The organism is Candidatus Latescibacterota bacterium (genome assembly GCA_019038625.1).
In the GTDB taxonomy this organism is placed as follows: Bacteria; Krumholzibacteriota; Krumholzibacteriia; order Krumholzibacteriales; family Krumholzibacteriaceae; genus JAGLYV01.
Genome location: JAHOYU010000023.1, coordinates 1 through 25,867, shown reverse-complemented (window position 1 = coordinate 25,867; position 25,867 = coordinate 1). Strand labels below are relative to the sequence as shown.

The following is a 25,867-nucleotide window of genomic DNA, read 5'->3' as shown; positions in this document are numbered from 1 at the left end:
CCGGTCTGTCCTGCCATGAAGATCGGAGACTAATATACACTCTGTCATAGATCAGTACGCTCCTGTATTGATGCCAGGTGCTAATATAATCGATTCTGCCAGAGTAACGAACCTGTTTAATTCCTTGCGGACAACTTCCTCATGATATCCTCCGCTGCCATCACGATACCGTTTGCCGCCGGATAGAAGGACTGGTACGGCTGGGCCGAATAGCTCAGTGCCGCCAGGTCGTCCACCGTGGACTCCTTCTGTATGGCGAATGTCAAAAGGTCGAGCCTGCCGGTGACGGGCTCGCCGCTTACTATCTGACCACCGATCAGTCTGCGGGTTGCCTGCTCGACGACCAGCTTGGTCTTCATCTTCTTCGCCTCGGGCATGATCGGGAACTGTGTAGTGACCTCGCCATATCCGCAGATCGTCTCGATACCGGCGTCGGCCGCTGCTTTCTCCGAGAGGCCCGTACCTCCTACGTAGTAATCGCCGACCCTGGTCGCCGCGCCGTTATAGAAGCCCGGGTATGCGCGGGGCCTGCCGAGCAGGTTGAAAGCGACTATCCGAGCCATCGGCACGGCGTTGGTGGCGAGTTTGCCAGGAACCGGTTTTTTGGTGATACCGCTTGTAAATTCGACACAGTCTCCAGCCGCGAAGACGTCCGGAATACTGGTCTCCATTTTTTCGTTAACGATGATGCCGTCTTTTCCGATCTTCATCCCGCTGTCTTTCATCAGTGAGACTTGCGGAGTCATGCCGGTTGCGAAGACGACCAGCCCGGGGAGTCTTCCTTCTTCATCTTCGGCACAATCGTCTCCCGAATCGAAATGGATGATCTGGCCGTTGTCGAGTATGACCTGCGCGACCGCCTGTTTTCCTTCTGTACTACTGGAGTTGTCAGGGGACTCCATCGGGCCTCCCTTAAGCTCTGTCACCTTCGCCTGAAGGTGAAGCCGTATTCCAGTGCCGGCCAGCGCCGAGCACGGTTCCTCGGACATCTCGCGATCCACAAGGTTCGGGAGGATCGATTCGCCCATGTCTACAAGGTCGACTTCCACACCCCGGGCCTTTATTGCCAGAGCGAGTTCGATGCCTATGGCTCCGGCTCCCACTACGACCGCCCTGCCGAGTCCCGCATCGATCATTCCCGTAATAGCGGACATGTCATTTGCAGTCTTGAATCCCGTGACACCCGCTAGGTCTTTCCCCGGGATCGGCGGGATGAATGGGTCAGCGCCGGTAGCGATGACAAGCTTGTCCCAGCCGATCTGCGACGAATCCTCGAAGGTGATACTTTTTGTCTCGAAGTCAACGGATGTGACTGTATTTCTGATGAGGTCGGCTCCCGCGTCGGTCACAAGGCTGTCCTTCTTTAATGTCTTCTTCTCTTCGAGGAGCCCCTCGATGGCGTAAGGCATGGCGCAATAGATCATGCTGTGGTCCTCCGGCCTTATCACGGCCATCTTTCTTTTGGCGCCGAGCATCTTTGCCAGCGTAATACCCGCGGGGCCACCACCGATCACTGCTATATCATACTTCTCCATGATCACTTCTCTTTTCTTAAGTCTGTTTGTCTATTCCCGAGTCGCTTTTTTCCCTAATCGTTTTTCTCAAGCAATTCTTCTCTTACCATCGGTTTTCCACACTCGGGACATTTCAGCGAAGTACATTTCGTGCCCTGTGCGTGAGCCACCTTATGGCCGCAGGACGCGCATACACAGAACCCTCCGGGCCCGAAACCACCACCCTGGTTTCTGCCACGGCCCCCGCCCTTGCCGAGACCTTTTCCGTTACCTGTGCCCTGATTCATTCCCCGGCCGGGACCGCTGCCGTCGCGGCGCCCGCCGCCTGATCCATCTTTTTTTCCGTTCATTCCTTTTCCTCGCTTTCATCCTTTTTGATCTCGGCACAGCACCGGCCATGACCGAAATTGCCGGCGAAGCTGACAAGGTCGTCAGATCCGCATTCCGGGCAATTCTTTAGACCTGAACCCATTCTTATATTGAACATATGTCTACAATTGCAGCATTTGACCACATTGTCGCGAAAGTGGATGTTGCCGCCCTCGATCACGAGTTCTCTTCCATCGATCAGAAACCTCGCCATCTTGCTCCTGGCTGTCTCTATCAGCCTGGAGAAGGTGGGCCGGGAGATCTCCATCTCCGTGGCAGCCTCGGCATGGTCAAGACCTTCATAGTCGGCAAGCCTTATTGCTTCGTACTCACTCAGTTCCAGTTTTATCAGCTCAAGCGTACTACGCATCACTCCTGATGGTTTGAAGGACCTGTATACCGGTGGACTACCCACCATCTTCTGTTTTTTTGACCGTGCCATGAAGCCTCCTTTTCATCCTGCTTCAGACAGTATAATGCACATATGCTCATAATACAAGGCTGAAATGATCATCTGGAGAAAATGACTGAAAATACATTCCTGGAGAATATTGTATTATCCCTGTCAGTCGGGGTTGCCGGGTATCGCTACAGCGGCTTGGTCATTACTTTGTCCGACCACGGATCGCCCGGATCGATGCTGTAAGGATAAGCGTTAATCCAAGCATAGTCACAACTGAGGGGCCACAGGAAAAATCGAGAAAGTATGACAGGGCCAGACCGCTGATTATGGAAAATATCCCGACTGCCCACGCGAGGATGATGCGTGACCTCCACGATCCTGAGAACATTGCCGAGAATGTTGCCGGGATTATGAGAAAGGAAAATATGACGAGTACTCCGGCGATCTTGACAGAGAACGTGATCACCAGCCCCATCGAGATGTAAAAAAGAAAATCCCACAAGACGTCCCGGCTGCTTTTTATCGATTCTTTCCCGTACTTTTCCGAAAGATGCACAAATCGTTTTCTGAATATAATATGAAAGATGCCTACCAGCCCGAAGAGAAGGGCAATAGAAAAGATGTCGGGCCATTGGGCCCATAGTATGCTGCCGGTCAGCATATGTTCGACATGGACGTCTCCGCCGGCAGCCATAGCCAGGATGAATAGAGAAGAAGAGGCGGCGATCGCGTATGTCACTCCTATCACAGCTTCATGCGAGATCTGTTTGATGCGCCTGTCTATCAGTGAGAAGAAAAGAGAGGCAAGTACTGTGAATCCGAAAGCGGTCAGATAGGCAGCTAGACTGTCCTCTCCTCTTCCGAGAAAGACATGGGCAAAGGTCGCCCCGACTGCGGCGATCTGGGCCAGAGCGATGTCTATGAAGATGATCTCCCTTTTCAGCACGTGGATTCCAAGATACGCGAGTAGTCCGAGTATTATGATACTTGCCGTAAGTGGAGGAAGAAGAAATAGTATTATATCCATTACTGTTTTGACCTTTCCGTGAAGTATTTCAGAGTCAGGGCTCCCATGAAAAACACTCCAAGCGACATGACCAGGGTAGGGCCGTAGGGGAGATTGAAGCGATATGAAGCCATCAGACCTGACATCGACGCTACGAATCCGATGCTCCATCCCAACCGCAGGGCGGTCTTCCAGTCTTTGGTGAACAATGTCGCTATGGCAGCCGGGATCATCAGAAATCCATATGCCAGCAACACGCCGGCTATGGGTACGATAAGGACCGTGATAATGCCAAGTGTGACGAAGAACAGGAGGTCCCAGAAATTTTCATTTTTTGGATCTCCTCTTCCTTCGGTTATGGCGATGAATCTGTCCCTGAACCTGAAATGGAAGATCGAGAGAAGGAGATAGGCGATGACGGTGGTGGTCACCAGCGGCCAGCTTGCCCAGAGCATCATTCCTGAAAGAGTCTGCGTGACGTAGGCAAGGCCGCCTGATATCTTGTCGGCCACCATTATCGAGGCGACAAGTGCCAGTCCGTATACTATTCCGATAACAGCCTCGTGGGGGATGTTTTTGTTCCGGGGTTTGACATAGGCAAGAATAAACGAGCCTGCAAGCACCGCGACAAAAGAAACAAGGTAGGACCCTAGGGTCCCGCCCTCGATACCGAGTCCGATGCCCACTATCACTCCGAAAGCAGCAAGTTGATCCAGAGAGAGGTCGGAGAAGACTATTCCTCTCCTGATCACGTGAAGTCCCAGGTAGGTATGCACGGACGTCACTACCAGAAGCAACACTATCTGGATCAAAAGAAAACCGAGACTATCCAGCATTTATTTCTCCAATCGTAATGATGCTAGTCCGTGCCCACTGCATTGTTGATCTGCTCGATCCAGTAATCGACAAGTGAGAAACAGTCCGGGACTTCTGGAAGAGCTTCGACCGACATGGGAAGAAACAGCGCCTTTATTCCCGTCTTTTCTGAGATTGCCGCAGGTTTTCTCTTTTCGAAATACGACGCGACAAGCATGACATCGATCCCTTCGGTCTTGATCAGGCGAATCGTCTGCTCCACATGCTTTGGAGTGGGAGGGATGCCAGGTTTGGACTCGATATATCCGGCCACGGTCAGCCCGAAATCATGGGCGAAATAGGCCCAGTTCTTATGATAAGCGATGACTTTCATGCCTCTGAACGGGAGGGATCCCTGTACCCAGCCCCCAAGCATGTCCGACAGTTTCTTTCCCTGATAGTCCCTGTCAAGGAACTCGATAAGATTGCCGGACCGGAGAAGTTCAGCCAGTTGCTCACCGCCTATGAGCTCAACGAGTTCGTGGCCGAACATCGCTATATACATCCTCTCGATGAACAATTTCTGATTTGCCCTGTAAGTATCAGCGTTTTTCGGGTCGACCCGTGTCAGACCTGTCAGGATATTTTCTGAAATAGGTTTCCAATTGAGAGGACTGGTGTGAAAGTGGGGATTTCCCATGATGTGGACGTCGCCCTCGGTCCTGCTCAACGTCTCCGGTTTCTGCAGGATATCGATTCCGGGAGAGACTGTGATAAACCCGTCTGCGCCGTCCATTATCCGGCTGTTTCTGGCCTTGTCCTGGAGTGTAGCAAGCCACATCTCGAGATCCAGCCCCGTAGATACCAGCATGTCGGCCTTCTTGAGTTTAAGCGCGAGGCTCGGCTTGGGCGGGACGAAATGTGGATCCTGGTCACCATGTGAAAGGTATTCGACTTCTGCGAGGTCTCCTGTGATCTCCCTGGTGATAGAAGCGAAGTCTGAAAATGTAGTGATGACTTTTATCCGGTCTTCCGCGTTGGTATGTGTGGCAAAGCTTGCCAGCGCCAGCAACACGATCAATAAATTTCCTGCTATTTTCATTTTCTGTCTCCTTTTGACGGGCTCCACGATCCAGCTCGATTCTTAATAAGATTCATGTTTATGAGGCCCCATCGCCCATGACACCTGGAGGATCACTCTGTTGTCGTCCTCGTCGAAGTTCCTGTCGATATATGAATACTGCAACCTGAGGAAGACGAATTCGCTCTGCCAGAAGTCGATACAGGCTGTGCCGCCATATTCTTCCCGCCACCCGTCTCCTGGTAGCTGTGAATAATCGAAACGACCGCTACACAGCCATCTCGCGCCAAGACGGTATTGAAGTGAGGAAAAGATCCCCCAGCTGTCGATATTTTCATCCTGAAGTTCATATCTGGAAAAAACAGCTTCGCTCCACCATTCAAAGCCACGGTATTTTGAACGTCCCGGAGGCGACCACTTCAATCTGAGGTCGATTCCACCCAGAATCGTCCTGCTCGACTCTTCCGCGTCGTTGTAACCGGTAGCTCCACTTAGGCCGAGTTCGATATAGGCGGCCCGGTTGATATCCCAGTAATTTTTCAAATGACTCACGAAGACGATATTGTGGTTGCCGTCACCTGTAAAACTGGGACCCTCTCCACCGGAGATGACCTGCAGGTCCAGTTCGTTGACATGTGCCGTCAGGGAGGGCAGGAGGAAGTTTGCCGCCACTCCGACGCCTTTCAGGGATTCGTTTCCGAAGAAATTGGACATTACGAGAGGGAGATCGAACTGTGGCAGCGCGTGCAGGTGATACCTGTTCATAACACCGAACTGTGACTTGTATTTTCCGAGTTTGAGGTTCATGTTGAGAGGCCAGTTCAGCCATTCCATATACCCTTCCTCGACTCCGACTCCCTCGGGCCCGAAACCGAGGAAGACCTTGGCTCGAGAATACGGGTCAAGAGAGGCCTCTGCCGCGATCTCGATCTCTCTGATAAACAATTGCCCGGTTCCCCAGCTATTGTCTGAAAGTGCCTTGTTGTATTCCGTCCGGGAAGATCCGTATGAGAAATAATAATCGCTTCCGACACTGATGTTCGGATTAAGGGCCGAATGTTGTCGGAGCCCACTGTAGAATTTTCTTTTTTCTCCTTGCTCCGTACTCTTGTTCTTTTGTTCTGCCATCCTGCGAGCTTCTGCAAGCAGGTCTTCGAGTTCGTTATCCTTTTCTTTTCTGTCGATCCTTGCCTGAAGCTCTTCTATGATCTTTTCGAGGGTCTCTATTCTGTGACCCTGTTCCTTCAGCAATCTGGCCAGTTCCTTCTCTGTCATCTCAGTCCTGTCCTGAGCTGAAACAGTGAGGGGGATCGTCAGGGCCAGAACTATCAACAATAGTGATCTCAATATCTTCATGGTTCCTCCGTGTTATCCGCATCCGATTCTCATCGGGATCAGACCGTCTTCTTCAAGGCGGTTTAGACCACACCCTCGATTATCCGGGCAGTGGAATTGAAATAGATCAATGCTTGATTAACAGGAGGTCTCTGGAGGCGCTCTTGATGAGCAGAGGGTGATCAGGATCTTGTCGGGAAGAGTTAAAGAATGCTCGACGACATTGTACTGAGCCACATGCAGAGGATCCGCGAGGAAGTTGATGACTCCTGCGTCTTCCGGGGAGTCGCTCAGGTGGTGGATGTTCCACTGGCATGCCGGACAGTCATCGTGGAAATAGCCGTCATCTTCGTGGTTATGGGTGAGTTCAGCTCCAAGGGCCACGGAAAGGTATGACAAGAGCATGATCGTCGCGATGATCACTGTCAATTGCGTGCGGCCCGGTTTGTTCATTATCCCAATCTCCACTTTGTGAACGTTCGTGCATCAGGGTTAATGATAAAGAATATTTTTTCCGGGTCAAGTAACAAAAAAAGGGCCGGGGCAGCGAACTACCCCGACCCTACCCACCGTCCGTCGTTGCCAACGGCCGGAAACGCGGATAGAATTACTTTTTACACTTGTCGGGACGCAGCGCGATAAGAGCCTCGTACTGTTCCGCAGTCAGGATGGCCTGGAGAGCCGCGTCGAAATCATCGCGAAGAGTCTGAATCGCAAGGATAGCTTCTTCCCTGGTCAGAGTTCCGTCCTGGACCTGGATGATAAGGTCCCTGATCCCGTCATGCATGATGTCGAGGGCCTCGTAAACGGCCTCAGCCTGTGCGGAATCGGCGCCGACTTCGGTCAACCAGATGTCCCAGCGCTGATATTTATCACATGTGCCGTCTTCGATCCTGTCCCTGATCCTGTCCCTGACCTGTCTCATCTCCTGAAGGAGGTCATACTGTTCGGGGGTGAGGATTAGCTGGAGTTCGGCTTCGAAGGCTTCGCGCAGAAGTACAGCCGCTTCGCGCGCTTCAACCAGTGTGATCTCTCCAGCTACGACCTGGTCCCTGAGAGCGGTAATAGCTGCACGGAAATCCAGGAATGCGGCCAGGAGGGCTTCCTTCTGAATGTCATCGAGGCCAAGTACCTCGGCGAGGCGATCTACTCTGGCAGTCGGGTCGCCCGGAGTGTGCCCGTCTGTCGAATTAAGAACGGCCTCGAGCGGATCTGCGGCTACTGCCGAGACGTCGAGTGAAGGAACCTGGGGCGCCATTGCGGTTTCGCTGCTGCAGCCTACTATGGCCAGAGAGGCCAGCACGATCAGAGCCGACAGCAGGCTGATCCTGAGTGATAAGACCTTGTTCTTCATATTTAGACTCCTGTTTCTTTTCAAAATCCCTCAAAAAGATGATTTAGCTCGGGGTGGGTCTCCTCAACCACGGGGTTTCCTCAGTCCAGAACACTATTTCCTCATTACCAGTTATGGACTGAGAAAGGGCAAGCGACGTGCCATTTTCAGTATTGCAGGGATGTTGTAGTAACTGGTTGTTAAATATTAGATTAGAATGGATATTCGGCGAACAGGACCGCCGCGTCGCATGAAAATTCGTACCATACGGTACACCCGGAGTGTTCTTCGTGACCTTTCAGGTACACAATAGAACACTTTTTTTCGCTCGAATTACTTAGCTCTTTTCATCAGGTACAAGCCCTTGCTATAGTCTTGTTCTGTTTATGACAGTGAAACAATAAAGTGAATAATCAGCAGCATGAAAGGATCAAAAAATGAAAGCGAAACTCCCCGATATCGGAAAAATCTCACCGGAAGTATTCGAAGAGCTCATTTATCCCCGTCTCGGCAGAAAGAGGGATTCGGTCATCGTGCCGCCGTGCAGTGGTGTGGATGTGGGGATCGTCGAGATAGGTGGGCAGGCGGTCGCAATTACGACCGACCCCGTCTTTATCGTACCTGAATATGGATGGGAACGTGCCGCATGGTTTGCGATACATATCCTTGCTTCGGATATCGTGACGAGTGGTCTCAAGCCGACCTACCTCTCTATCGACCTCAACCTGCCAATGGAGATCACAGCCGAACAGCTCGAAAAGATGTGGACCGTCATGCATGAAGAGTGCGAGAAGCTGGGGATGGCAGTAGTGTGCGGACACACTGCAAGGTATGAGAACTGTAACTATCCGATGGTCGGAGGGGCGACCGTCCTGGCCGTAGGGCCGATCGACTCCTATGTTACTCCCGCACTGGCGAAGACTGGCGACCATATCATCATCACGAAGGGACCGGCTATCGAATCGTCTGGTATCTTCGCGGCGATGTTTCCCGACAGGATAACAGAGGCGTTCGGTAAGGAATTCTCTGACAAGGCGCAGGATATCTTTTACAAGATGTCGGTCGTCGAGGATGCCATGACAGCGATCACGGTGGGAGTACGCGACAAGGGCGTGACCTCTATGCATGACGCGACAGAGTGCGGCATCTGGGGAGGAGTCTATGAGATCGCCGAGGCAGCCGGTCTCGGAGCGGTCCTCGACAAAGACGCGATCGTCGTGGAAGACGGAGTGATGGAGATCTGTGAACTGTTTGACATCAAGGACCCATACGCGGCGATAAGCGAGGGCACCCTTATCATCACCTGCCGTCCCGATTTTTCGGGCGATGTGGTCAAGGTCCTCAATGCAAAAGGAATCACTGCTTCTGTCGTGGGAGAACTTACTCCCCCGGAAAAAGGGATCATTGTCATCGAAGGCGGGAAGGAACGTCCGTTCGAACACCCCAGGGTCGATCCGTTCTGGGAGGCGTTCTACAACTCACTGAAATAATCGACTTTCCTTTTAAATGATCTTCGGAATGGGGATTGACTGCAAGCCATAATAGGACTATATTAGTCTTATATGGGCGTCGGGGAGCCTCTATCCCCGAAAGATCAAAAAGGCGAGGGTAGAAATGAAAATCAAAATGAGATTCCCGGTCGTCAAGTCGGTGGCGACCCTGCTGGCTTTATTTATCCTGGCAGGGACATTCCTCCTGGTTGCCGATGCGGCCGCCGGTAGCCTCGAGTTCAAGCTCAAGGACCTGAAGAATCACAGCAGGTCGTACTCTGAGCTCAAAGGCAATAAACTGACCGTTATCGATTTCTGGGCGACATGGTGCAAGCCGTGCGGACGATCTATCCCGAAACTGGTCCAGCTGAACGATAAATACAAAGAAAAGGGTGTAGCCTTCATCGGGATCAGCATCGATGGTCCCCGTAACCTCTCGAAGGTCCGCCCGTACGCCCGCTCGAAAAAAATCGATTTCACCGTCCTTCTCGATGTGAACGGTGATGTGATGGGGCGGATGAACGTGAAGGTAGTTCCGACTCTCATCATCGTCGATGGGGATGACGAGGTCGTCTATTTTCATCAGGGGTACCGGTCGGGTGATCATAAGGTCATTGAAGAAGAGATAGTGAAACTGCTCTCTGGCAGTGAGGAATAGGATGGACGGAATAGCCCCTGCAAATAGAGGCCCGGCGAAACTGATCATCTCAGTTGTTGCCATGTTATGCCTGGCCGCTGTCATCGGGTCAGCATTGGTATCATCCGTCCAGGCACAGGTATCAGTAAGCAATCTACTTGAGTACAGGCTGGGAAATCTGCCCGATACAGAGCCGTCTAACCTTACGACCTTTTACGACCAGCTCGATATCTATTACAGGACGGGCGGCCTGACTGGCCACGTCAAACTTGAGCAGTTCCAGGGTATCGACGACGACATATCGTTCAGCGAGATGGTCCAGCGTTCGCTGAAGTTTGAGAGTCGAGGTTTCGAGATCGAAGTGGGGAACTTCAACGAAATGCTCGGGCGAGGGCTCCTTTTTCGTTCGTACGAACTGCCGGGAGTAGTACTTGAGGACCTCGGGTTCAGAACAAGGTACGGAGCGTACCGTGATATGGAAGGCGTCGCCCTGAGGTATTCGGGGCCGTGGATTGAACTCAAGGCGATAAGGGGCAAACCGCTCAGAAACGATCTTCCTCCCGGCCTCGGTTTCGACGCGTTTCGCAGGTCAACGACGATCGAAGCGGTGCAGGTCGATCTGGTTGCGATTGATGGTTTTGATCTCGGTGGCGTCTATATGCGGGATAACCCGGAGACCGGCACCATGGGCGAACAGGAATTCGTCGAGTACGGTTCTCTGTTTCTTGAAGGAAACCTGCCGAGAGATATCCATTTCTATACTGAATATGCCTCCAGTGGAGGGAGTGAGTTCTCCTTCTTCGACCTGTCTGACGATTCGCCCCACGCGCTTTACTCGGGTGCTGACGTCTCAATGGGGCCGGTAGGACTGTCACTGGAGTATAAGGATTACAACGATTTTCTGCTCGGATATAACGATCCGCCTACCTTGATAAGGGAGCACTTCTACGTCTTACTGAACCGCAGCTCTCATCTTCTCATCCCTGTCAACGAATCGGGCTGGCAGGCGGAGGCTTTCTACACTTCGGACTCGGGCCACAATGTAACCATCAACCTCACCGAAGCACGAAACAAGCTCTTCAAGGAATATCTCTACAAGGAATTCTTTCTGGAGGCCCAGTATCTCATCAGCGAAGAACTGTCTATCAAGGGCTTCTTCGACAGCAGTGAAGAACCGCTTTCCCAGGAGTTCGACAGGCTGGCGGGAGGGCTGAATGTCGAGGCGGAGGGTCCGGGTCAATGGGCCGGGATACTCGATCTGGAATACCAGGCCTTCGACAGAGTCCTCGGGCCTGACGAACAGAAGGTGAAGAACTACGTCGCCAGGGTGACCCTGACACGCTCCCCGGACCTTTCGGCAGGGCTGATATGGGAGCGTTCGACCGATCCCTTCGAGACGGACGACCCGGCCACTCCGGTACGCGAGACTGAATCTCGTAACTGGGTAGGCGCATCAGTCGGGTACCAGTACGACAAGAATCATATCATAAGTATTTTTTACGGCAAACGGAGGGGAGGCCCCGCGTGTGAATCGGGGATCTGTTACCAGGTACTCGATTTCGAGGGCCTCGAGTTGAGGATAAACAGTACATTCTGACAGGAGGAAAGGTCATGGCAAAAAAGATCCTGATCGCTGCCGCGGTTCTGCTTCTGGTCGCTTCCGGCGCGATGGGGCAGGTCGGTGTCGGTGACGAAGCACCGCCGTTCATTTACGGAAGTGTTTCGCATGGCACCGTGTCGCTTGCCGACCACTCGGGGAAAGTGGTCTATCTCTATTTCTACGGCTACAATTGAACTCTCTGCTACGTGTCCGGTCAGGACGCGGAAAGTATTTACCAGACCTACAAGAACGAGAACTTTGCTGCGATAAGCCTCGATGTATGGGACGGAACGCCCGGTCAGAACCTCGCCTTCCAGGGCATAACCGGGATCCAGTTTCCACTCTGCCTTAACGCCAGCGCCTCCAGTATCCATTACGCGGCACCAAGGGACTATTCACTCGTTGTCGATCAGGACGGGATAATCCAGTACAAATCCCCCGGAGTGAGTGTGAGCGCGATCTCAGCAAAGATAGAGGAGCTTCTCGCTGTCACCGATGGGGAGATCCCCTCCGATCCGAGCGGCACCGTCCTCTACCAGAACTATCCTAACCCGTTTAACCCTTCGACTCGTATTGACTTCAATCTCGCCATTGCCGGACCTGTCAGGATCAGGATATACGACACGGCCGGCAGACTGATCAGGACACTTCTCGATTCCAGCAGGGAAGCGGGAAGTCACCATGTCGACTGGAACGGGACCGACTCCGCGGGAGGTCAGGCTACGTCGGGGATCTACTTCTACGTCCTCGATACTGCCGCAGGGAGCGAGTCCAGGAAGATGATATTGCTCAGGTAGAGTTTTCTCTCAGAGGGGCCCTGCGTACCGATCCGGGAGGCCTTCTGCAGGTCGCTGCAGTAGAACCGCGACGATTTGGATAACACAAGATCGAATCGGTTCATTCGACGATCCGTATCTCCGAGGTCACTTCGATAGCCATGCGATAGAGTGCGCCTACGCCGCAGTAGCGTTCTTCGGAAAGACTGACTGCTTTTTCAAGCTTGTCCATAGGCAGGTCTTTCCCCTGGAATTCGAATATGATATGCATTTTTTTGAAATACTTCGGATGTTCGTCGGTCTGTTCACCCTCGACCTTCACATTGAAGCCGTCGATCTCTACCCGCATCTTCTTCAGGATCGAGACCACGTCCATCCCTGTGCATCCGCCGAGAGCGACAAGCATTAACGGCTTGGGGCGCGGGCCTTTGTCTTGACCACCGACATTTTCTGGGGCGTCAATTATGATCTCGTGGCCATTGACATTTGTAGTGAACGACATCTTGTCGTTCCAGGTGACATCGATCGTCGTTTTTTCCATGTCAGTCTCCTTCTGACTGTACTCGACTTACTGTCGCTGAACTACCATCTCTTCATCATCCAGAAGATATATCTCATTTACAATAGCTTTGGCAACAGCATACCTGTCCACTTCGATTGTCGGCTTAAGGACTTTCAGTGTGCGTTTGAATCGGATCATGTTGTCCCGCACGATCACCTGTCTGTCATACAAAAAGTAATCGCTTTCGAGTTTCCTGCTCTCCGGCGATTCGAGCACTTTAATTCCTTCGGGAAGTTGAATGGTCACATCGGTACACTCCATATCGAGGAATGGGTACTGGATGTCGCATTTGCGTGTGTCAGTCTTGAAGGCTCTGGACAGGGATTTCGAGAACCAGTCTGAAAAAACAATATTCATGTATCCACCGGCGACATCTGCGAATGAGGGGATGGAATAGGTATACTTGATCGTGAGTTCGTTGTTTCCGTCTTCTACTATTTCCAGGCTTTTTTCATCGAATGTTTCAGGATAATATTCTTTCAATTTCTCTTTTATACTTTCTTTGAAGCTTTCCGGGTCATTTTCATCGATGTTTTTGCGTAAACTGAGAAGGTGTTGGCCGGTGAAAGTAACGTCAGTTGTGCTTGTAAGGTTCCCTTCTTCATCGATAACAGCAATTTCCTTGTTCCTGACACAGTTAGCTTCGGCATCCGCAAGAGACAATGTAGTGAACTGGCCGGTCCCGGATTTAAGAAGCCTTAGTCCCTCGATGCCCCGGCACTGCCATGGGAGCTGATCGACACGGCAGAAGTGACTGAACGGATCCAGCCAGAATTCCTTTCCCATCATCTCTATATGAAGAAGTGGATGCGTAAACGCGCTGAATGAAGGCATATTTCTGTTCAGGAGGCCCTTGTCGGCATCCCGCACCAGAATCACGCTCGATCCTACTCCAAGCTGGTCGAGTATGTAGCGTAGTACATAAGCAAGTTCATAGGGCCCTCCCTTGCGGAGCTTGAAACTTTCTTCAGGATTCGACGAGAAATAGAACAGATCGTCATCTATCGCTTCGAATTCGGAGCGGAACCATGATAGAAGCTCGTTCATTTTCTCATCGGTAAGATCGAAGCCGTTGTTTCTTGCCTGATCGATATCGGTTTCAATTGAATTTCTGTATTCGTCGCTTTTGTCGTCATTCTCCCAGATCTCGGGATCGAAGTAATTACAGAAACTCTCGCTGATATCTTTCCAGGTCCACATATACGGTTTTCCACCAATGGATGCCGAGCTGATACCGAGTACCCGGGCAAGGGTGGAGTTTGAGATCATCCAGACATAATAATGGATCGTCGGATTGCCGATATACTCCGGGGACATGTATATCTCGTTCGGATACGGAGGAATGTTTTCCAGGGTGACTTCATAGATATCATATCTTCCGTCTTTCCTCGGTTTCGGGTCGGCGATTGCTCCCGCTGGTACAACATTGAACCTGGTCTTTGTTCCTGCGGGAACCTCGAAGATCAGTTCTGAGCGAAGTGTAGGGACGGAATGACCGAAATCCATGGTTCCGGATAACATCGGGTATTCACTTTTTATTTCCTCTTTTATCTCGATTATCGATCCCACTTGAAGACCGGGGAATGCCACTCTGTAACTGAAATATTTGTCCGCTATTTCAATCCGTTTTATATTTTTCTTTCCAACTTTCTTCTTTTTACCTTCAGGAGATATAATCTTGATTTCAAGCTTGTATTCATGGATTTCCTTGTTATAGGTCCTTGATTCGAAATTGCCAAAACGGTCAAATCCCTTTTCGTCAAGAATCTTGATCCTGGTTTCATTTTTGATTTCGGTTCTTGCCGCAATCCGTTTCCTTGTCGAGGTATAAAGCTCTAAATAGACCTGAAATTTGTGTAAGCTTCTGTTAAGAATAACGACAGCATCGTGATCGGGGTACCGTTCCGAAGTCACCGTGTCATCGATGATTTTGCTGGCCTTAGCATCGGAGGTGGTTCCGATGGCAATAAACAGGATTGTACTCAACAGGAGTATTGATCTGAAATTTATTCGCATATTATCCCTTTTGTCCCCATCAGTGAGTATCAATTATTAAAAGTTTGCAGTTCTCGAATTTTTTGATCTTTTTTAATAGATTGCGGATCTCAGGAATCTCTGGTACAGGCACGATGTTATTCTTAATCTTGAATTCTCTTTGAAATTCGATGCTGGATCGAGTGATCTTCCAAATACCGCTATAGTCGAAGTGCTCACAGGAGATCTCTACCGGAGCGGGAATGGCCTCTACCATCCGTGACGGAGGGAGATACAAATCCAGCTTGTACGAATTTATTTTCGGTTTTCCCATATCGATCGGAAAGACTCGATCCTCTTCCGCAGGGAGTGAAATTGAAAGTTTGTGCAGGATCGCGTCAAGAAAAACTGTCTTTTTGTTTTTCATGAATCCGGGGACAGTATAGATGACATCCATTATCATTTCGGGAGCGGAGGACTCACGTCCCGCGAGGTCGACCTCTTCGACATTCAGGAATGGGTGGTTGCCCGGGAGGATCCGCCTGCACCTTTCCTCGGGGGGTTGTCCGCTGCTTCTGCTGAACAGGGAGCGGTATATTTCCGCAAAAAGTCCCGCGCATTCGAATTTGTCCTCGACGCGGGCCTCTCCTGATTCGTTCAATGTGACGGAGCCTGTAATCCTTAATGTGTTGTCCGTTCCCGGGCCGTGCGAAAGCTGAATAATGGATTTGTCGCTGCCGCCCACCATTAATGCGTCCGAGCCCTGAAGTGTGGATGGCAGGACACCGAAAGAACAGACGGAACATGTCGGGTCCAGATAGATGATCTCGCCGTTTATCACGACAGCAGTTATCGCGTGGTTGAAGTATCCAGGGTAAGGAGATATATCCGGCAGCCTTCCAAGATCTCTGGTACGGACCAATACGGGATATGCTTCGATGCCCGCTTCTCTGAGTAATACTGTAAGGAGAGTAGCCTGATCCTTGCAGTCGCCGTAAAGATTTTCAGCTGTTTCTTCTGCTGAATGAGGCTGGAATCCACCAAGGCCAAGATAGATAGCCACATACCTCACGCTATTCGAAACGTAACAATAGATCTTTCTGGCGCGGTCCCTTTCCGAGAGTCCATTGAGAGCAAGATCTCTCAAAATGTCTCTCGTTTTCGAACCGGGCTTCATCCTGCCGCGAGACAAACCATCGTACCAACGGGCAATACCGTTCCATGCTGAAAGATCGAGGTCAGCCCCGAGCTCCTTGACATCAGACATGGATAACAACAGGAATGGTAAATATTGCTGGAGAGGAGGCATCATTGATTCCATCTCAAGCGGATCGATATTTGTACGACTCCATTCCTGTCTGATCCTGTCGCTACCTGGTGTGAATGTAGTATCTGGTGCGGCCGTCATACTGAGAGCGGATACCCTTACATGGAGGTTTTTCTTATGAGTGAGTGTGAATGTCTTTTTCAGGATCGGGATATGAGACTGGAAAATGGATGGAGGCCAGAAAACGGGATGTTTTATCTTCCAGCGTATGGTGATGTCGATTATGGTCCCTCGTCTTGTGCCCTCAAAACGTATCAGGCGGGACTGCTGGTCGCTGTACATTACGAAGTCCCTGAATTCTGGCACCCGAGGAACATCTTTGATCGAAAGTCTCTCTTCGTCGCCTCCGGGATGAATTGCCCTGGCATCGATTGAGACTACTCGTCGATATTTGTTGTCTGGAAATGAGAATATTCCTTCATCGGCCCGTCTTGTACGGAGAATCTTTTTTACAATCCGATATTCAAGCCAGGATTTGTCCGATTTTTCTACTTCAAGATGTTCCGCGTCCAGAATCACGACGGCATCAGCTTTCGACTGTTCGTCTGTGAGTTGGATAGAACAGAGTTTGTCGTGCTCTCCGGATGCCAATGCGTTGTTGTTATGGCACAGAAATAGAGAAACAGATATTAGCAAAAAAGTCGTGGCGAGGACTTTATTCATAATAACGGCCTTACTATCTCTTTGAGTAGTTCATGTTGCTTTGTCGAAATCCCCTTGGTGAATTACCTGTGGAGAATTCTAGTAATAATATGTCGTGCCTGTCAAGACAACATTTCCATCTGCCATAATGTCGTCATCATGCAGGTTGTTGAAAGATAGTTGCAAATAATCACGTTGACATCCTTAGCTGTTAACTCTACCGTTACTTCCTGAACCGGGGGGGGTATTCACGGATTACAATTCATTGTGTGGTCAGGGATGCCATAATATCAGTGTTCACTCGTGAAAGGGTGCGTAATATGGTTTTTCGAATGTTAAGCGTGCTTGCCGTTGTGGTCGTTGTTCTCAGTTCATTTTATTTCCCGGTGACTGCGTCTGAAGATGTTCCGGATATTTCAGATATCCGACTGCTTCGAAAGATGGGGGAGTACGATAAGGCCGGCAAATACCTTGATATCCTGACAAATGAAAACAGTACATCAGATGCAGTAATGCGACAGGTGTATGTGGAGAAAGTCACCATCGCGTTGCTGAGGAACAATCCGGACAATGCCATGGCCCTGGCCAGGGAGGCCGTGGAAAAGTATCCGGATATCAAAATAGATCCCTTTGATTATCCTGCGGAGGTTGTTTCCTGTTTCGATGAAGTCAAAAACAGCATGTTCGCGATATTAATATTCTCAATAACACCGAACGGAACGGAAGTATATCTGGATGGCAGAAAATTGGGGGCTGCTCCTGTAGATTCGATGTTTGTCAAGGCGGGGAAATATGAATTGTCTTTCAGCATGTTGAATTACAGAGATGAATCATTTGCTGTGGAAATCGAGGCGGGTTCGAGGAAGGAGATCTTCGTCACCCTTGAAAAGCATGTAATGGATATCTTTTCCTTTCAGTACGGCCTGGGGATAGAAGGAAGCGCCGGGCTGGAGTCTCTGGGATATGAAAACCCGGGAGGGTTGATTGCCGGGCTGGGTGTCATTCAAACATATCGTCCTGCTATCAGGTTTTCGGGGGGATTGTTTTTGTACATGATGTACAGTGAAAGGGCAGCGATCAATGTCGGAGTCCGCTATGTAAATTTTGGAGGTCGGGCGGATATCTTGATGTCCGGGGGCGAAGAAGAATATGACATCAATAATCAGGCAATCGGCATTTCTTTGTTCTACAAGTACTTCCTGAAGCCCCGCCACAGGATATTCCTTTCGGGTGGGCCGGAACTGGCCATGATCATAAATGCCGACATATCAAGCGTGAATGGTGACGATCTCTACGAAGTAAACGACAATGTAAATGCGACTCAGCTGCTAATGCATTTTGGAGGCGGATTCGAGATACCGGTGGGCTCGAATCACCTGAGCGTCGGGTTGTCATACGGGATTGGAATGCTGGATATAAAGAAGGATGAAAGCTACAAATATACGAGCTACAAACCGCGTGAATTCCGGTTGATTTTGGGGTACATATTTCATTGATGCTGCATGTAACGTTAATAGGACAGAGATCGTCTTCCCGTATCTATATATCTATAATGCTGGATTGACGACTCTTCCAACAAAGATGATCGTCCCTGTCTCGATGTCGCGTATGGCGAATATGAATGGCCTGTCGGCGGTAAAGATATCACCGACCGAGGTGAGCGACATGCCGATTCCCGTTGCCGCTGCCGCTTCGGTTCCCGCCTCGTCGACCGAGATGAAGGTCTTTTGAGCGACGAAGCTGATGAATGGAGAACCGTCGTCGACTCCGTCCATCCCTGAAAAGTTCGCGCCCGCGAGAAACGCACCAGTCATTCCCATATTCTCGAGGACTGGTTTCATGTCGAAATCTGAGCTGAAGGAAAATTTCGGCAGGGCCAGGGACACGAGAGCGGTATCGAGGGTATTGACTATCCCGCTGACCATTTCAGATGTGAGCGATTCCTCGAATTCCCCGAAAAGTCCTTTGTCTGGAAGAAGGATGAGCATCGAGACCTCTTCTCCCACATACGGCAATTCTATGGCCTTGTATCCCTCGCCTTTCACGAAGGGGAATCTCGTCATCTGGCACATCATCGACGCATCTACAGTTGAACCATCTAAAAGATTAAACGGGGTCTCTCCCGTGAATTCGGGGTCGAACTGGGACAGCCAGGCAGCCTTGAAATAGATCGTGTTCGCGAGGACGAGGTAGGTATACGCGTCTATCGAGCCCTCCGGGATAAGGTCCTCTATCTTTCCCTCGGTCTGATCTTCCACCCACTGGTTTATTGCCTCGCGTGATTCGGCAGGGTGGTTCACGAAGTCCATGTACTCAAGGCCGGCGCCGTAGTACTCGAGAAGAAGATCGGTATATGATTCGAGGTAAACGAGGTCGTTCCTTCCCCAGCATCCATTCGTGAGATTCAACATGAACGACTCGGGATCAGTCTGCCCACCCCTTTGCTGAAGCAGTTCGTTGAGTTCCTTCATCGCCGCATGGAAAATGTTCTGTGGATAATCGAAGCAGAGCGCTTCGGCTAGCTCTCTTTCGGTCTCACCCATTGCGCCCGCATAGACCATTCCGAACGCCACGGCAAGGCTGTGAGGGGAGATGAGGAAATTATCCTCATCGGCCCTGATCTCGTGGTACAGCTTGAATGCCAGTTCACCCGTGCCGGAAACCCGCATCTCCAGGGTCGCTTCGTCCCCCGCTGTCCCCGACGGATCGAGAGTAGTCCTGTCTTCAAAACAGCCAGTGGCAGGGATCAAGAGAACCGAAAGAATAGCCACCGCGGCGTAAATCCTGTATCGCATCTGAATCCTCCCAGGTAACTTGCGTTTGAATGATCCTGCCCCGCTCATTTCAGAGTGAGCACATCCTTCTATAAGTATATTCGATTTATCGGGAGAAAACACATTTTTTGCCGAGTCTGATCACCCGCACAACGTCAACAATACGCCGGCTGCTACAGCCGAACCGATTACGCCCGCCACATTCGGTCCCATCGCGTGCATCAGCAGAAAGTTGTTTTTGTTCGATTCGAGACCTATGTCGGTCACAACGCGTGATGCCATCGGAACAGCCGAAACCCCGGCAGCGCCGATCAGCGGGTTGATCTTGTCCCTGCTGAATACGTTCATCAGTTTAGCCAAAAGGACACCCGCGGCGGTACCGATAGCGAATGCTATAAGGCCGAGGCTGAGGATTCCCAGTGTCTCGATATGAAGGAACTTGTCAGCGGCCAGTTTCGATCCTACCGCCAGTCCCAGCAGGATAGTGATCGTGTTGATCAGCTCGTTTGCTGCCGTATGTGACAATCTCTCGACCACACCCGATTCCCGAAGAAGATTGCCGAACATCAGCATTCCGATCAGGGGTGTCGCGCCGGGAATGAGGAGGATGCAGAGTCCCAGCACGGTGAGCGGAAAGATGATCTTCTCGATCGTCTTCACTTCCCTCAGCTGTTTCATCTCCATGGCCCGTTCTGATTTTGTGGTGAGCAGCCTCATGATGGGAGGCTGGATGATAGGTACCAGTGCCATGTATGAATAGGCAGCGACAGCGATGGCTCCGAGAAGGTCGGGCGAGAGCCTGCCGGCCAGAAAGATAGCTGTCGGGCCATCCGCGCCGCCAATGATGCCGATAGCGGCCGCGTCTTGTATCGAAAAATCGATTCCTTCAAACATGCCGGAAAGAGCAAGCGCGCCGATAAGAGTAGTAAAGATTCCAAACTGAGCTGCTGCGCCAAGAAGCGCCGTCTTCGGGTTGGCGATAAGTGGCCCGAAGTCGGTCATCGCTCCGACCCCCATAAAGATAAGGAGGGGGAAGAGGCCGGTCTGCAGCCCGAAAGTATAGAGCATTCCAAGAAAGCCCTGCGGGCCGGCAATTGCCGCAAGGGGGATGTTCGCGAGGATGCCTCCGAAACCGATAGGAAGAAGGAGCAGAGGTTCGAACCTTCTGTGAATGGCAAGGAAGATCAGGTAGCAACTCAGGAGTATCATTACAAATTGACCGATCCCCGTGGGGATTAAAACCTGATTATCGGCCTGCTCCGGCGGTATCTCTACTGTCTGCTCGAAGAAGGCTGAGATGCCTGTGGATCTCCAGAGCTCTGAGAATTTATCTTTAATGGATGCCTTGTCCGGACCTGTCTGCGCTGCTGATGTGGAATCATATTCTGAACGTGGAGCGTCGACAGAGGCAGCCTGGGTCTTTCCCGAGATCCCCGTCGCCGGAAAGACCAGAAACGCGTATACCAGGACGAGCGCGAGTGTCACGATGACGCCCGTCGTAAGAGATCTTTTCCCTGGTCTGTATAGATCCATCATATCTTGACCTGATGATCAGCTGATATAGAGCAGCAGCTGCTCTCCTTTCACATGGTCCCCGATCGAGGCCGACAGTTCCGCTATTGTTCCGTTGACTGGAGCCGAGACCACTACCTCCATCTTCATCGCTTCCTGGACGATCAGGGGGTCGCCTTTTTTTACTGAATCACCGACCGAGACCATCATCCGGACTATTGTGCCGGGCATCGGAGCCGTGACTGCCCGCCATTCCCGAAGCTGTGCTGAAGCGGAGACTTCCGACTCATCAAGCCCAGCGACGACATCTATGGTGTAGGCTCTTCCATTGACCACAGCTGTGTCACCATCAAGACGTACAGCGTATTTGTTGTCGTTGATCGTGACAGTGAACTCGCCCTGGATTTTCGAAGTTCCGGAGCCTCTTTCGGGGTCTTCGCTGGACCTGTCTTTGCCGTTCCCGCCTTTTTTCTTTCGTACACCGATCGTCCCGTTGCCGAGAAGGTATGCTACACCCTTGTCGCCGCATGCAGACACGATAAAGATGTTTTCGTCGGTGATCTCAAGTCCGTTTTCCTCAAGCTTCCTGCTCGCCGCGGCAATTCCTTTTTCAGGATCTTTTTCTATGATATCAAGATGTCTGCCAGCAGCATGTTCAAGCCCCAGCTGTTCAGCGGATATGCGAATTATCTCCGGGTCGGGTTCGACAGGTGTCTTTCCAAAATATCCGAGGACCATTTTCCCGTACCCTTCGGCTATCTTTTCCCACTTGCCCATCATTACGTTGTTGAAGGCCTGCTGAAAATAGAACTGGCTGACAGGCGTGACGGAAGTGCCGAAACCGCCAACGCGGACCACTTCGCCGAGATTCGATATGACCTCGGGGAAACGGTCCATGATCTCGTTGTCGCGCATCATCTGCGTGTTTGCGGTCAGCGCCCCGCCCGGCATGGGCGACCAGGGGATCGTCGGCTCGACGGCCTTTGCCTCGGGCGGCATGAAGTATTCCTTCATGCAGTCCTTGAATACTTTTTCCGCCTCCATCACCTTGTCGATATCGATGTCCAGGTCGTAATCGGTCCCTCGGAGCGCGTGCCACATCGTCGCGATGTCCGGCTGGCAGGTCCCCCCGGAGCAGGGAGCCATCGACAGGTCGATCACATCGGCTCCGGCTTCCAGCGCCGCCTTGTAAGCGGCGACCGCGATTCCAGCCGTATCATGCGTGTGGAATTGAATAGTAGTGTCTTCGGGAAGTATCTTTTTCGCCCGTTTCATCGTCTCGTACACAATGGCCGGAGTCGAAGTCCCCGAAGCGTCCTTGAAGCAGATCGAGTCGAAGGGTATTTCCGCGGCGAGGAGCTGTCGGAGTATTTTCTCATAAAAATCCGCGTCGTGGGCGCCTGAGCAACCGGGTGGCAGGGCCATCATTGTTATGGTTGCCTGGTGATTCAGGCCGGCTTCCGTGATGCACTTTCCGCTGTATCGGAGATTGTCCATGTCGTTCAGCGCGTCGAAATTGCGGATGGTCGTCACACCATGCTTCGCGAAAAGGTCGGCGTGGAGCCTGATGATATCCCGGGGCTGTGAATCGAGGGCGACTACATTTATTCCGCGGGCGAGTGTCTGAAGGTTTGCGTCAGGTCCGGCTGCTTCCCTGAAGCGGTCCATCATCTCGAAAGCGTCTTCATTGGAGTAGAAGTAGAGCGACTGAAACCGCGCGCCGCCACCGGCCTCGTAATATCTGATCCCCGCCGAGGCGCAGGCCTCCACCGCCGGGATAAAGTCGCTGGTGAAAACGCGTGCCCCGAATGCGGATTGAAAACCGTCACGAAAGGCAGTGTTCATGAATCTGATTTTTTTTCCGGCCATGACTGTCCTTTCTCAATCCTGCATCCTGGCCTTTGCCGCGGCAATGGCAGCAGCGACCTCCTTGAGATCGATCTTTCTATGGGAACCGTTGCCTGTCCCTGCATCGGGTCTTGTGATATCTTTGTCCGGGGAGTCCGGGAAATGGCTGAAAAGCCTCGTCGATGCCATCATAACGAGTACGAGCAGAACGAGGAACGCAAAGACCATTCCCATCCCCGCTGCCATAAGTCCCAAACCTTCGGCAAGCATGTCTGTCCTCCCGCGAGAGTCGTTTAGTGTAACAACCACACAAATGAAACAGAAACGGCGATTATAATCAAGTCAGAATCACAGTACAGGGCTGGTACCACGAAATTCGGCAGTTGTGTGTGGGGACAAACAGGGTAGTTACCCCGAAATCAGGCTAACATTGAATACAAATGCAAACAGAATATCCAAGACCCATGATAATAATATGAATATTGCAATATATGGATATCTAGATTGACTTCCGGGCGAAAATATTGCTTATTGTTAAGTACTTTGGCAATCCTGTAATTTAAAGGAGATTCAAATGGAAAATAAAAAAATGACACTCGGGCTTTTTTCCGGGAGTATAGATAGACTGACCGCCGCTGGAGTCCTGGTTAGTGGGGCCGCGGCTGACGATATGGACATAGAGATCTACGTGCTTATGCAGGGAGCGAGAGTCTTTCTCAAGGGTGTAGGCGATAAGCAGGAAGATCTGGGAATGTCGGAGTATCCCGAGCTCAAGGATGAGTTCCTCGGTTCACTCAAGAAACTCAACGTAATGCCCTGGATGGATTTCTTCAGAGCCTCGAAAGAGCTTGCGAACGTGAAGATCTACGTCTGTGGTCTGGCCGGCAAGGTGTGGGGTGGAGAAGAAGTTGAAGATTTCGACGAGCTTGTAGATGATATTGTTGGAATCGGAGAATGTTTAACCTCTATGGAAGAATCGGATATTCATCTGTTTATCTGAGTCAGGAGTATAAAATGGAACAGGAAGAACTGAAGGGTCTGACAGTGAACAAGTCTGTCGATGCCAGAGCGACCGCCTGCCCCGGACCTCTGCTTGCAGCAAAAAAAGCTATTGGAGATCTTGGCTCAGGCGAAACCATGGAACTCCTCTCGGCTGACGCTGCGACCAAGAGAGATGTCCCTAAATGGGCGCAGAAAAAAGGACATGAATATCTTGGTACCCTGGAAGATTCAGGGTATTTCAGGATATTTATGAAAAAAGGTTAATTGAAGACAGGAATCAGAGATGCCCAATATTCTGGTCTTTTCGACTGAAAAGATCTCAGATCCAGCTATCGATCTTGCCGGGTTGCTCAAGCAGCATTACCCTCCTACGGTGAATAATATCAGTGTGCCATGTTCAAGCGGTATTAAGATCGAGTGGATCATGCATGCTTTCGAAAAAGGCTTCGACGGCGTTTTTATTGCCGCTGACGGGACTGACTGCCCCTTCAGCGAGACCTGCGCGGAAAAGACGGCCGAGATAGTGTCGCGAACCCACGCGATCATGGCAGAAAAGGGCATGGACAAGGCGAGGTTGAAGATGGCGGCGATCTGTTCCGTCTGTTCCCAGGCTTTCGTCAAGCATGTATCGGAGTTCTCGGAGTACCTGGAAGGATCAGATTGACACCGGACGAAGTAAAATACGACGCAGTAGTGATAGGTGGTGGAATCGCCGGACAGGAGTCCGCGCTGAATCTTGCCAATTCGGACCAGAAGGTACTTCTCGTAGAGAAGGACCTCTCGATCGGCGGACATATGATCCACCTGAGCAAGGTCTTCCCGACCCTCGACTGCGGCGCCTGTATCACCACTCCCAAGGTGTCGGAAACGGCCCGGCATCCAAATATCAGGATTTCCACTTTCAGCGAATTCACGGACATCGAGAGACTCGCAGACGGCACTTTCAACGGTGTGCTGATCAGGCATCCCCGGTTTGTCATAGAAAAAAACTGTACTGGCTGCCAGGATTGCGAGGACGCCTGTCCCGCCATAGTAGAGGACCAGTACCAGTATGGACTCGTTGGACGAAAAGCTGCATATGTCCCCTTCAGCATCTCGAATCCGAGAGTTGCCGCGATAGACATCGAGAATTGTATTCTCTGCGGGGCCTGCGAGAGGGCCTGCCCCGCCGACGCTATAGATTTTACACAGAAGATAGAGAAGACGAAAATAAACGCTGGCTCAGTTATCATCGCTACCGGATTCAATCTTTTCGACCCGGACATCATCGAAAAATACGGACTTGGAAAGCACAGGAACGTCATCACTTCGATGCAGATGGAACGACAGCTGGTCCCCACCAGGCCGTTCAACAATGTCCTCAGGCCGAAGGACGGGAAGATGCCTGACAACATAGCCTATGTCCTGTGCGTCGGTTCGCGTGACAAGACTATGGGCACACCGATATGCTCGCAGGTCTGCTGCATGTATTCGGCAAAGCAGGGGCAGCTCCTGATGGGAGCCCTGCCGATGACCGACGTAACGATCTACTATCTGCATATGAGGGCTTTCGGCAAAGGTTTCGAGGAGTTCTACCAGCAGAGCAGGTCGATGGATGTCGAGTTCGTGAAGGGCAAGGTCGGAACGATCGAAGAGAAGGAAAATGGGGACCTGGTCCTCAAGTACGAGGATATCCGTGAGGGGACCATTAAGGAAGCGACTCACGACCTCGTCGTGCTTTCTGTCGGTATGCTCGCGAACCCCGAGGCAGGCGACCTTTTCATTAATAATGCTCTGGAGCTCGACGAGTTCGGATATGTGAAACAGGTAGACATGCTGAAGAACCCGGCCAGTACCAGTATAGAGGGAGTCTTCGTCGCCGGTACAGCGTCGGGGCCGATGGATATC

26 protein-coding genes are annotated in these 25,867 nt (G+C 51.3%); 10 read left to right on the top strand and 16 right to left on the bottom strand.

Annotated elements, in window-relative coordinates; translation table 11 throughout:
- Positions 1 to 116: 116 nt before the first annotated feature.
- The 9 genes from KOO63_01415 to KOO63_01375 all read right to left on the bottom strand — a co-directional run bounded on the left by KOO63_01415 (position 117) and on the right by KOO63_01375 (position 7,857).
- Complete coding sequence (locus tag KOO63_01415) at positions 117 to 1,535, bottom strand: FAD-dependent oxidoreductase (GenBank protein MBU8920493.1); 1,419 nt, start codon at positions 1,533 to 1,535, stop codon at positions 117 to 119.
- Positions 1,536 to 1,588: 53 nt separating this feature from the next.
- Positions 1,589 to 1,864 (bottom strand): hypothetical protein, encoded by a 276-nt coding sequence (locus KOO63_01410; protein ID MBU8920492.1) that lies wholly within the window; start codon positions 1,862 to 1,864, stop codon positions 1,589 to 1,591.
- Positions 1,861 to 2,325 (bottom strand): DUF134 domain-containing protein, encoded by a 465-nt coding sequence (locus tag KOO63_01405; GenBank protein MBU8920491.1) that lies wholly within the window; start codon positions 2,323 to 2,325, stop codon positions 1,861 to 1,863. Before KOO63_01405 ends, KOO63_01410 begins: the two co-directional genes overlap by 4 nt.
- Before the next feature lie 163 nt (positions 2,326 to 2,488).
- Positions 2,489 to 3,313 (bottom strand): metal ABC transporter permease, encoded by an 825-nt coding sequence (locus KOO63_01400; protein MBU8920490.1) that lies wholly within the window; start codon positions 3,311 to 3,313, stop codon positions 2,489 to 2,491.
- Positions 3,313 to 4,128: a metal ABC transporter permease gene (locus KOO63_01395; GenBank protein MBU8920489.1), complete on the bottom strand. Its 816-nt coding sequence runs from the start codon at positions 4,126 to 4,128 to the stop codon at positions 3,313 to 3,315. Before KOO63_01395 ends, KOO63_01400 begins: the two co-directional genes overlap by 1 nt.
- 23 nt (positions 4,129 to 4,151) lie before the next feature.
- On the bottom strand, positions 4,152 to 5,189 hold the full coding sequence (locus KOO63_01390) for a metal ABC transporter substrate-binding protein (GenBank protein MBU8920488.1): 1,038 nt from the start codon (positions 5,187 to 5,189) through the stop codon (positions 4,152 to 4,154).
- A gap of 42 nt (positions 5,190 to 5,231) precedes the next feature.
- Entirely contained in the window at positions 5,232 to 6,524 is a 1,293-nt protein-coding gene (locus KOO63_01385; protein ID MBU8920487.1) for a DUF4355 domain-containing protein, read from the bottom strand.
- 117 nt (positions 6,525 to 6,641) lie between these two features.
- Entirely contained in the window at positions 6,642 to 6,956 is a 315-nt protein-coding gene (locus tag KOO63_01380) for a hypothetical protein (GenBank protein ID MBU8920486.1), read from the bottom strand.
- Positions 6,957 to 7,110: 154 nt separating this feature from the next.
- A complete protein-coding gene (locus KOO63_01375) occupies positions 7,111 to 7,857 on the bottom strand; it encodes a hypothetical protein (GenBank protein MBU8920485.1) in 747 nt (248 codons plus the stop codon).
- A 416-nt stretch (positions 7,858 to 8,273) separates the two neighbouring features.
- Between KOO63_01375 and KOO63_01370 the strand changes: the two genes are divergently transcribed.
- The 5 genes from KOO63_01370 to KOO63_01350 all read left to right on the top strand — a co-directional run bounded on the left by KOO63_01370 (position 8,274) and on the right by KOO63_01350 (position 12,360).
- Positions 8,274 to 9,326, top strand: a complete 1,053-nt coding sequence (locus KOO63_01370; protein ID MBU8920484.1) for an AIR synthase family protein — start codon at positions 8,274 to 8,276, stop codon at positions 9,324 to 9,326.
- 124 nt (positions 9,327 to 9,450) lie between these two features.
- Positions 9,451 to 9,984 (top strand): TlpA family protein disulfide reductase, encoded by a 534-nt coding sequence (locus KOO63_01365; protein ID MBU8920483.1) that lies wholly within the window; start codon positions 9,451 to 9,453, stop codon positions 9,982 to 9,984.
- Position 9,985: 1 nt separating this feature from the next.
- A complete protein-coding gene (locus KOO63_01360) occupies positions 9,986 to 11,560 on the top strand; it encodes a hypothetical protein (protein MBU8920482.1) in 1,575 nt (524 codons plus the stop codon).
- A 14-nt stretch (positions 11,561 to 11,574) separates the two neighbouring features.
- Positions 11,575 to 11,757: a hypothetical protein gene (locus KOO63_01355; GenBank protein ID MBU8920481.1), complete on the top strand. Its 183-nt coding sequence runs from the start codon at positions 11,575 to 11,577 to the stop codon at positions 11,755 to 11,757.
- A 12-nt stretch (positions 11,758 to 11,769) separates the two neighbouring features.
- Positions 11,770 to 12,360, top strand: coding sequence for a T9SS type A sorting domain-containing protein (locus tag KOO63_01350; GenBank protein MBU8920480.1), 591 nt, complete (start codon positions 11,770 to 11,772; stop codon positions 12,358 to 12,360).
- Positions 12,361 to 12,460: 100 nt separating this feature from the next.
- Here the strand turns inward: KOO63_01350 and KOO63_01345 are convergent, their stop codons facing one another.
- Genes KOO63_01345 through KOO63_01335 form a run of 3 tightly spaced genes read right to left on the bottom strand, consistent with a single transcriptional unit; the run spans position 12,461 to position 16,865 of the window.
- Entirely contained in the window at positions 12,461 to 12,880 is a 420-nt protein-coding gene (locus KOO63_01345; GenBank protein ID MBU8920479.1) for an OsmC family protein, read from the bottom strand.
- A 27-nt stretch (positions 12,881 to 12,907) separates the two neighbouring features.
- Positions 12,908 to 14,917 (bottom strand): DUF3857 domain-containing protein, encoded by a 2,010-nt coding sequence (locus tag KOO63_01340; GenBank protein MBU8920478.1) that lies wholly within the window; start codon positions 14,915 to 14,917, stop codon positions 12,908 to 12,910.
- 19 nt (positions 14,918 to 14,936) lie between these two features.
- Positions 14,937 to 16,865, bottom strand: a complete 1,929-nt coding sequence (locus tag KOO63_01335) for a DUF3857 domain-containing protein (protein MBU8920477.1) — start codon at positions 16,863 to 16,865, stop codon at positions 14,937 to 14,939.
- 299 nt (positions 16,866 to 17,164) lie between these two features.
- Between KOO63_01335 and KOO63_01330 the strand changes: the two genes are divergently transcribed.
- Positions 17,165 to 18,340, top strand: coding sequence for an outer membrane beta-barrel protein (locus tag KOO63_01330; GenBank protein MBU8920476.1), 1,176 nt, complete (start codon positions 17,165 to 17,167; stop codon positions 18,338 to 18,340).
- A 51-nt stretch (positions 18,341 to 18,391) separates the two neighbouring features.
- Here KOO63_01330 and KOO63_01325 read toward each other — a convergent pair whose 3' ends face one another.
- The 4 genes from KOO63_01325 to KOO63_01310 all read right to left on the bottom strand — a co-directional run bounded on the left by KOO63_01325 (position 18,392) and on the right by KOO63_01310 (position 23,248).
- Positions 18,392 to 19,639: a serpin family protein gene (locus tag KOO63_01325; GenBank protein MBU8920475.1), complete on the bottom strand. Its 1,248-nt coding sequence runs from the start codon at positions 19,637 to 19,639 to the stop codon at positions 18,392 to 18,394.
- 120 nt (positions 19,640 to 19,759) lie between these two features.
- A complete protein-coding gene (locus KOO63_01320; GenBank protein MBU8920474.1) occupies positions 19,760 to 20,827 on the bottom strand; it encodes a sodium ion-translocating decarboxylase subunit beta in 1,068 nt (355 codons plus the stop codon).
- A 342-nt stretch (positions 20,828 to 21,169) separates the two neighbouring features.
- On the bottom strand, positions 21,170 to 22,999 hold the full coding sequence (locus KOO63_01315) for a hypothetical protein (GenBank protein MBU8920473.1): 1,830 nt from the start codon (positions 22,997 to 22,999) through the stop codon (positions 21,170 to 21,172).
- A 12-nt stretch (positions 23,000 to 23,011) separates the two neighbouring features.
- Positions 23,012 to 23,248, bottom strand: a complete 237-nt coding sequence (locus KOO63_01310; protein MBU8920472.1) for an OadG family protein — start codon at positions 23,246 to 23,248, stop codon at positions 23,012 to 23,014.
- Between the two features lie 304 nt (positions 23,249 to 23,552).
- Between KOO63_01310 and KOO63_01305 the strand changes: the two genes are divergently transcribed.
- From KOO63_01305 to KOO63_01290, 4 genes are all read left to right on the top strand, one after another.
- Positions 23,553 to 23,978, top strand: a complete 426-nt coding sequence (locus KOO63_01305) for a hypothetical protein (GenBank protein ID MBU8920471.1) — start codon at positions 23,553 to 23,555, stop codon at positions 23,976 to 23,978.
- A gap of 14 nt (positions 23,979 to 23,992) precedes the next feature.
- A complete protein-coding gene (locus tag KOO63_01300; protein MBU8920470.1) occupies positions 23,993 to 24,244 on the top strand; it encodes a sulfurtransferase TusA family protein in 252 nt (83 codons plus the stop codon).
- Positions 24,245 to 24,263: 19 nt separating this feature from the next.
- Positions 24,264 to 24,644, top strand: coding sequence for a hydrogenase iron-sulfur subunit (locus KOO63_01295; GenBank protein MBU8920469.1), 381 nt, complete (start codon positions 24,264 to 24,266; stop codon positions 24,642 to 24,644).
- The coding region (locus KOO63_01290) for an FAD-dependent oxidoreductase (GenBank protein ID MBU8920468.1) at positions 24,641 to 25,867 on the top strand (1,227 nt) is incomplete at its 3' end. The genes KOO63_01295 and KOO63_01290, both read left to right, overlap by 4 nt.

Excerpts from the sequence above, each read along its gene's own strand:
- KOO63_01415 (MBU8920493.1), bottom strand. The coding sequence starts at position 1,535 with ATGGAGAAGTATGATATAGCAGTGATCGGTGGTGGCCCCGCGGGTATT.
- KOO63_01410 (MBU8920492.1), bottom strand. The coding sequence starts at position 1,864 with ATGAACGGAAAAAAAGATGGATCAGGCGGCGGGCGCCGCGACGGCAGC.
- KOO63_01405 (MBU8920491.1), bottom strand. The coding sequence starts at position 2,325 with ATGGCACGGTCAAAAAAACAGAAGATGGTGGGTAGTCCACCGGTATAC.
- KOO63_01400 (MBU8920490.1), bottom strand. The coding sequence starts at position 3,313 with ATGGATATAATACTATTTCTTCTTCCTCCACTTACGGCAAGTATCATA.
- KOO63_01395 (MBU8920489.1), bottom strand. The coding sequence starts at position 4,128 with ATGCTGGATAGTCTCGGTTTTCTTTTGATCCAGATAGTGTTGCTTCTG.
- KOO63_01390 (MBU8920488.1), bottom strand. The coding sequence starts at position 5,189 with ATGAAAATAGCAGGAAATTTATTGATCGTGTTGCTGGCGCTGGCAAGC.
- KOO63_01385 (MBU8920487.1), bottom strand. The coding sequence starts at position 6,524 with ATGAAGATATTGAGATCACTATTGTTGATAGTTCTGGCCCTGACGATC.
- KOO63_01380 (MBU8920486.1), bottom strand. The coding sequence starts at position 6,956 with ATGAACAAACCGGGCCGCACGCAATTGACAGTGATCATCGCGACGATC.
- KOO63_01375 (MBU8920485.1), bottom strand. The coding sequence starts at position 7,857 with ATGAAGAACAAGGTCTTATCACTCAGGATCAGCCTGCTGTCGGCTCTG.
- KOO63_01370 (MBU8920484.1), top strand. The coding sequence starts at position 8,274 with ATGAAAGCGAAACTCCCCGATATCGGAAAAATCTCACCGGAAGTATTC.
- KOO63_01365 (MBU8920483.1), top strand. The coding sequence starts at position 9,451 with ATGAAAATCAAAATGAGATTCCCGGTCGTCAAGTCGGTGGCGACCCTG.
- KOO63_01360 (MBU8920482.1), top strand. The coding sequence starts at position 9,986 with ATGGACGGAATAGCCCCTGCAAATAGAGGCCCGGCGAAACTGATCATC.
- KOO63_01355 (MBU8920481.1), top strand. The coding sequence starts at position 11,575 with ATGGCAAAAAAGATCCTGATCGCTGCCGCGGTTCTGCTTCTGGTCGCT.
- KOO63_01345 (MBU8920479.1), bottom strand. The coding sequence starts at position 12,880 with ATGGAAAAAACGACGATCGATGTCACCTGGAACGACAAGATGTCGTTC.
- KOO63_01340 (MBU8920478.1), bottom strand. The coding sequence starts at position 14,917 with ATGCGAATAAATTTCAGATCAATACTCCTGTTGAGTACAATCCTGTTT.
- KOO63_01335 (MBU8920477.1), bottom strand. The coding sequence starts at position 16,865 with ATGAATAAAGTCCTCGCCACGACTTTTTTGCTAATATCTGTTTCTCTA.
- KOO63_01330 (MBU8920476.1), top strand. The coding sequence starts at position 17,165 with ATGGTTTTTCGAATGTTAAGCGTGCTTGCCGTTGTGGTCGTTGTTCTC.
- KOO63_01325 (MBU8920475.1), bottom strand. The coding sequence starts at position 19,639 with ATGCGATACAGGATTTACGCCGCGGTGGCTATTCTTTCGGTTCTCTTG.
- KOO63_01320 (MBU8920474.1), bottom strand. The coding sequence starts at position 20,827 with ATGATACTCCTGAGTTGCTACCTGATCTTCCTTGCCATTCACAGAAGG.
- KOO63_01315 (MBU8920473.1), bottom strand. The coding sequence starts at position 22,999 with ATGGCCGGAAAAAAAATCAGATTCATGAACACTGCCTTTCGTGACGGT.
- KOO63_01310 (MBU8920472.1), bottom strand. The coding sequence starts at position 23,248 with ATGCTTGCCGAAGGTTTGGGACTTATGGCAGCGGGGATGGGAATGGTC.
- KOO63_01305 (MBU8920471.1), top strand. The coding sequence starts at position 23,553 with ATGGAAAATAAAAAAATGACACTCGGGCTTTTTTCCGGGAGTATAGAT.
- KOO63_01300 (MBU8920470.1), top strand. The coding sequence starts at position 23,993 with ATGGAACAGGAAGAACTGAAGGGTCTGACAGTGAACAAGTCTGTCGAT.
- KOO63_01295 (MBU8920469.1), top strand. The coding sequence starts at position 24,264 with ATGCCCAATATTCTGGTCTTTTCGACTGAAAAGATCTCAGATCCAGCT.